The organism is Ornithinibacter sp. (assembly GCF_035443565.1).
Taxonomy (GTDB): domain Bacteria; phylum Actinomycetota; class Actinomycetes; order Actinomycetales; family Dermatophilaceae; genus Fodinibacter.
The window spans coordinates 1-3,995 of sequence record NZ_DAORSO010000178.1; the positions used below are offsets into that span (position 1 = coordinate 1).

At 72.2% G+C, this 3,995-nt stretch carries 2 protein-coding genes and 1 pseudogene; 2 read left to right on the forward strand and 1 reads right to left on the reverse strand.

What is annotated here, in order from left to right:
* A partial coding sequence (locus PLL68_RS12875; RefSeq protein ID WP_324534691.1) for an ADP-ribosylglycohydrolase family protein occupies positions 1 to 375 on the reverse strand: 375 nt, incomplete at its 3' end.
* A 227-nt stretch (positions 376 to 602) separates the two neighbouring features.
* Here PLL68_RS12875 and PLL68_RS12880 point away from each other — a divergent pair.
* Complete coding sequence (locus tag PLL68_RS12880; protein ID WP_324534693.1) at positions 603 to 3,647, forward strand: hypothetical protein; 3,045 nt, start codon at positions 603 to 605, stop codon at positions 3,645 to 3,647.
* 52 nt (positions 3,648 to 3,699) lie between these two features.
* Positions 3,700 to 3,995: pseudogene (locus tag PLL68_RS12885) on the forward strand (aminopeptidase); the annotation flags it as partial.

The window sequence follows — 3,995 nt, forward strand, 5'->3', positions numbered from 1 at the left end:
CTCGCGGGCAGCCATCGCCAGCCGGATGCCGGCCGGTCCCGTCGCGCGGCTGGCCACCTCGAGCACGGCACGGGTCTGGATGCCGACGTCCGACGCGCCACCGGTGAGCCAGCCCTCGAACGCGGCGGCGACGGCATCCAGGGCGGTGGTTGAGGTGAGGTCGGCTCCGGTGGCGGCGACGCGGGCGATGCAGACGGACATCTGGGTGTCGTCGCTCCACTCACCGGGGGCGAGGTCGCCGAGGCCGCCGCCGATCATCTCGGGCTCTCCCGGTGGGGGAGTGGCGAACTCGTACGGGACGCCGAGGGCGTCACCGACCGCCTGGGCGAGCAGGACGCCGCTGGCGCGGTCGGCCTGCTCCGGGGTCAGTGTCATCGCTCTGGTCGTCGGCGTCGGCTCACCCGTGGTCACGGTGACCAGCGTGTCCGCCTCGCGGGAAATGTCAACCTGTCGACGGGTGTGGCGAACCACGCCGTCGGCGCGCGCGAGCGGCTGCTTTGCGCCATGCTGGAACTGCGCCGCGGCGCCGTGGTGGTGGTGTCGGCGCGCGCGGGTCACCCGAGGCCAGCGCAGGCGAACGTGTCACCCGTAGGCGGTCACCGATGCTCACCGTTCATGTCGTCACCAGCATGCGGCGCCTCGTGGCGCTGTCCGTCGCCTGCGTCGTGGTCGTGCTCGCCCTCGGCGGGGCCGGGTCGGCGCAGGCCCGCAGCGTCGGTGCGCTGCAGGTGGGGACGCCAACGGTGGATGACGCGTCGTGCGTCGCCGCGGTGCTGCTGGTCCGCGACGGGTTCCCACGCCGTGCCCTGGCGCTCGTAGAGACGGCTTCGCAGCCGGCGACTGCTCCGCCGTGCGCGAGTGTCGTGGCCGATGCCCAGGCGGCGGCGCAGGTTGCCTCGCTCAAGGCGCAGGCCGCCGCGGAACTCGCCGAGGGGGAGGAGTGGGACAAGGTCACCGAGGCGGCCGCCGCCGCCCTGGAGCTCGATCGCGACAACGCCGCCGCCGCGGAGCTGCAGGTGCAGGCCCAGAAGGCGATCGCCGCCGGGGAGGCCGACGAGGCCGCGGCGACGGAGAAGGCCAAGTCCTCGGTCGAGCAGCTCGTGGACCAGTGGAAGGTCCTGCTCAAGAAGCAGCTCACGCCGCTGGGCTCCCTGCTCCTGCCCCTCGTCGGGATGCTGCTCCTGCTTGTGATCCTGGCCAGGCTCGTCGTCCTCGTCGTGCGTGAGTGGCCGGAGCCGGAGTCGCCACCGACAGGCAGCAGGGAGCGGGACCTGTTCCGCCCACTCATCCTGGTCGGGGGCGTGGTGTCCGTGGCCGGCGCGAGCTTCGTGGCGTCGGTGGCCCTCAGCGACACCTACTCCGCGCCGGTGTCCAGGCCGATGGTGGGGTGGGCGGTGGTCGTGGCGTTCCTCGCCTCGGCTCCGGTCGTCGCCGCCGCGCTCCAGATGAAGGCGCAGCGGGAGGCGCCGCCGGAGGCGCAACGGGAAGCACAGCCCGAGGCGCCGCCACAGGCACCGCCGGAGGAGCCGCGGAAGGCACGAGCCGAGGACACCATGCCCCGGCAGCCGAAGGTCGCGGGTGTCGTGGCCGTGGGGGTGGCGGCCGTCGGGTTGGCCCTGCTCGGTGCCCTGGTGCGCGGGCTCGAGGGCACCGACGTGACCCGCGAGGCCGAGCTCGCGTGGGCGCTGGGGCTCGCGGGGCTTCTGGCGGTGCAGGGCGTCTGGCTGCTGGCGTGGTGGCTGGCGACCCGCATCCGACTGGACGTCAAGGCGTCCTCCGAGGCCGAGATCGGCACTCTGGCAGCACTGCTGAGCGAGCTCGGCGCCGAGAAGCCGAAGGGCCTCGAGGTCCCGCGCGGAGCAGATGTCACCGCCCTCGACGGTGCCCTCGCAGCCCTGCCTGACAACCCCGTGCTCAAGGTCCTCAAGGACATCCTTCGCAGCATCTCCGGGGTGACGCCCTGGACGGCCACGATCGAGGGCGACGCGAAGGCCCGCGTCGTCACCGTGGTGCGCAACGGCCGGACGGTCGGCTCGGCCATCATCGACCCGCAGCGCATGCGCCTCGTTCCGTCGACCGACGCCTCCGGTGACGGCGGCAGCGAGGCGGCCACGACTGCATCCTCGACGACATCGAGCGAGACCGATGCCCCGGACCACACGCTGAAGATGGCTGCGGCCTTCGTGCTGATGACGATGGCTGAGGCTCACCCGGTGATCCGTCGTGGGCTCGCGGGTGCCGTCACCTGGACGAGCCTGGGGTACCACTACGTCGCGACGACCTTCCCCCCCGGCGACGCCGAGGCGCAGCGGCTGCTGGCACGTGCGCTGGACGAGGACCCTGAGAACCGCGCCGCCCGGCTGGCCTTCCGGCACGCCGTCGACCGCGAGTCGGTCGATTGCGACTCCCTCAGCCGGTACGCGACGTTCCTCGAGTCCTTCGTCGCGGACCTGAACGAGAAGAGCTCGATGTTCGACATCGAGACCCTGAAGCTCAGGGCGACATACACCCGCGCGATCATCGAGGTCAACGCGATCTACGCCCACGAGAACGGCAAACACGGCGCCGACGAGGGGACCTGCTCGTTCAACCTGGCCGCCCACCGAGGGGCCGCGCGGGCGGCCCTGGAGTCACTCGACACACTCACGAGACGGGCCGTTCACGATCCGCTGAGGGCGTTCAAGAGCCAGTTCAGCGATGACGTGGCGGGTCTGCGGCTCCTCGTCGGCCTCGACGCGGGGGATCCCAAACCCAACTCCCCGACCGGCATGTACAACCTCGGATGCACCTACGCGTCACGCGGCGACGTCGATTGGCCCTTGGCGGCTGCTGCTCCCGCTGCGCAGCCCAGCGACCGCATCCCGGACGACGAGCTCGCGCGCGGGTGGCTGGACCTGGCGTCCCAGGATCCGCGGAAGAAGGAGTGGCTCACCAAGGACCCCCAGCTCGAGGGCTTCCGCAAGCGCGTCACCTACCGCACCGGCTATCTCGCCGACCCGCGGACCGACTTCTTCACGCTGTCGACCGTCAAGCCGTTGGCCAAGCCCCTGCGCTCGGCCGGGTTCGGTGACGTCTCCCTGATCGCCCAGGCGAACCCGGTCGCCCTGGGCAGCCTGCTCCCCGCGGACCCGACCGTCAGCGCGCAGCTGGTCGAGCTGGCCCAGCTGCGGCTGGGGCTGGGCCAGTTCACGCCTGTCCGGTCTCAGCCCGACCCGGCGGTGGTCGACCCGTTGGGGCTCGACCCGGTGGTTGCCCAGATGGTCGAGTGGCTGAACACCAGGCTGGATGCCGTGTCGCCCCCCAGCGCGAACGACCCGTCCGCGCTGGCGTGGGTCGTGGACCTCGTGTCCCAGCTTGGCCAGGACGCCAGCCCATTCCCGCCTGCGCCCCCGACTGGGGCTGCCGACGAGGCGCCAGCGACCCCCTTGGACGCGTGGGCGATCGAGATCCTGGACCAGCTGACGAGCCGGGGGCTCGCCCGACGGGCCTCGCTGGTGGCCTTGGCCCCGGGTGAGGGGACAGCACTCGCCAAGAAGGTGGTCACGGCGCTGATGAAGACCCACAAGCCGACGTCGGGGCCCAATCTGGCCGCCGGCGAAGCCGACTTCGTCACCCACCTGGCGGCGTGGATGCAGCGTCCGTCCTGACCACCGCCCCACGCCCCGACGCGGGCTGGAGGGAGGCAGATAGCCTCGGGCGATGACGACGTCGCTGCGCATCCCCGGGCTGGTGCTGACCGATCACGTGCTCACCCTGCCGCTCGACCACGACTCCCCGGATGCCGGGAGCATCGAGGTCTTCGCGCGCGAGGTCGCCGCCCCGGACGGGCTGGATCGGCCGTTCCTGGTGTTCCTCCAGGGTGGGCCGGGGCAGGAGGCACCGAGGCCCACGAACCGGCCTGGATCTCCCCCGTGGCTGGCCCGGGCGCTGCGCGACTACCGGGTGCTGATGCTCGACCAGCGCGGTACTGGGAGGTCCACGCCCTACGGCGTCGG